The following is a 2,811-nucleotide window of genomic DNA, read 5'->3' as shown; positions in this document are numbered from 1 at the left end:
GATACGCAGCAAAAGGGCGTCTGGGGGATGCCTAAGGCTTCTGATGGCGATGAAGGACGTGGCAAGCGACGAAACGTTTAGGGGACCCGCTGGCAGGGGATGATCCTAAGGTGTCCGAATGGGGCAACCCATCATGTTGAAGACATGATACCCTACGGGGGGCAAACGCGGAGAACTGAAACATCTAAGTACCCGCAGGAAAAGAAAACAATTGTGATTCCCTGAGTAGTGGCGAGCGAACGGGGAAGAGCCCAAACCAGCTACGTTACGGCGTAGCCGGGGTTGTAGGACCCGACATCAAACCAACAAACGAACGGAAAGCGCGTGGGAAAGCGCACCACAGAGGGTGAGAGTCCCGTACCGGTCAGGGCGTTGGTGGGTTGGGGATCCTGAGTAGGGGGGAACCGGAGAAATTCCCTCTGAATCGGCCGGCACCATCCGGTAAGGCTAAATACAATCAGAAGACCGATAGCGCAGAGTACCGTGAGGGAAAGGTGAAAAGTACGGGGAGTACCCGGGTGAAATAGATCCTGAAACCAGGCGCTTACAAGCGGTTGGAGCGTCCAGTGTGGCGTGACAGCGTGCCTTTTGCATAATGAGCCTACGAGTAACCGTCACTGGCGAGGTTAATCTCCTGGAGGAGAGGATCCGAAGCGAAAGCGAGTCTGAACAGGGCGCTTAGTCAGTGGGGGTTGACGCGAAACTTGGTGATCTATCCCTGGCCAGGCTGAAGGGGTGGTAACACACCGTGGAGGGCCGAACCGATAAGCGTTGAAAAGCTTCCGGATGAGCTGGGGATAGGGGTGAAAGGCCAATCAAACTGAGAAATAGCTCGTACTCTCCGAAATGTTTTTAGGAACAGCGTTACGTGTTACTGTCTGTGAGGTAGAGCGACCAACAGGATGCGGGGGAGTCACATCCTACCAACTTCTGATGAACTCCGAATGCGCAGAGAGGTGCGTGGCAGTGAGGGGCAGGGTGCTAAGGTCCTGCTCCGAGAGGGGAACAACCCAGACCATCATCTAAGGTCCCCAAGTGTGTGCTAAGTTGAACAAAGGCGGTCCGGCTGCTGAGACAGCCAGGAGGTTAGCTTGGAAGCAGCTATTCCTTTAAAGAGTGCGTAACAGCTCACTGGTCGAGCGGGGCGGGCGTCGATAATAAACGGGCATCAAGCACACCACCGAAGGTATGGACACATGCAGGAGCATGTTGTGGTAGGAGAGCATTCCATGGGGGGTGAAGTTGAAGCGCGAGCTTTGGTGGACCGCATGGAAAAGCAAATGTAGGCATAAGTAACGAGAATGAGGATGAGAACTCCTCACACCGAAAAGCTAAGGTTTCCTCCGCGATGGCAGTCATCGGAGGGTTAGTCGGGGTCTAAGGATAAGCTGAAGGGCGAGATCTGAGGGGGAGTGGGTTAATATTCCCACACTATCTATACAGGCAATAACCATGACGGAGTGCCGGAGGTGTTACGTCCTGACGGAATAGGGCGTTGAGATGAGGCTTCGGCTGAGTCGAAGCACAGAAGGGGCTTCCAAGAAAAGTGGTGCGCGTTAAGCGTATGGATACCCGTACCGTAAACCGACACAGGTAGCTGGGAAGAATATTCTAAGGTGCGCGAAAGAATCATGGTTAAGGAACTCGGCAAAATTACCCTGTAACTTCGGGATAAGGGGGGCCTACCCCGTGAGGGGAGGCTGCAGAGAAGACGCCCAGGCGACTGTTTACCAAAAACACAGGACTCTGCCAAAATGAAAGTTGACGCATAGGGTCTGACACCTGCCCGGTGCTGGAAGGTTAAGGGGGGAGCTTAGTCGCAAGGCGAAGGTTTGAACTGAAGCCCCAGTAAACGGCGGCCGTAACTATAACGGTCCTAAGGTAGCGAAATTCCTTGTCGGGTAAGTTCCGACCTGCACGAATGGTGTAACGATCTGGGCACTGTCTCAACCATGAGTTCGGTGAAATTGTAGTAGCGGTGAAGATGCCGCTTACCCGCCACGGGACGGAAAGACCCCGTGCACCTTTACTACAGCTTAACATTGAATGCCGGTCAGGCATGTGTAGGATAGGCGGGAGGAGTTGAAGCGGTGTCGCCAGGCATCGTGGATCCAACCTTGAAATACCGCCCTTGGCTGACTGGCGTTCTAACCGCGGAAGTGGGACGGTGTTTGGTGGGTAGTTTGACTGGGGTGGTCACCTCCGAAAGGGTAACGGAGGTTTCCCAAGGTTGGCTCATACCGGACGGTAATCGGTAGGGGAGTGCAATAGCAGAAGCCAGCTTGACAGTGAGGCCTACAAGCCGATCTGGGACGAAAGTCGGGTATAGTGATCCGGTGGTTCCGCATGGAAGGGCCATCGCTCAAAGGATAAAAGGTACGCCGGGGATAACAGGCTGATCTCCCCCAAGAGCTCACATCGACGGGGAGGTTTGGCACCTCGATGTCGGCTCGTCACATCCTGGGGCTGGAGAAGGTTCCAAGGGTTCGGCTGTTCGCCGATTAAAGTGGCACGCGAGCTGGGTTCAGAACGTCGTGAGACAGTTCGGTCCCTATCTGTGGTGGGCGTGGGAATACTGACGGGATCTGTCCTTAGTACGAGAGGACCGGGATGGACTCACCGCTGGCGGATCGGTTGTTTGGCCGCAGGCACGGCCGAGTAGCTACGTGGGGAACAGATAAGCGCTGAAAGCATCTAAGTGCGAAACTGGCCTGAAGATGAGTGTTCCGGTATAAAGGGGTGTTGTAGACGACGACGTTGATAGGCGGCAGGTGGAGGTGGTGAGAGCCATAAAGCCGAGCCGTACTAATG

The 2,811-nt window shown here is 54.8% G+C and carries 1 rRNA gene; it reads left to right on the top strand.

Annotated features, from left to right (window positions below):
* Positions 1-2,811: ribosomal RNA gene (locus ACYVJM_RS31815) — 23S ribosomal RNA — on the top strand; the annotation flags it as partial.

The organism is Spirosoma pulveris, assembly GCF_054781875.1.
Note: the sequence above shows the minus strand (reverse complement) of the source record. Positions and strands in the feature narration are given on the sequence as shown.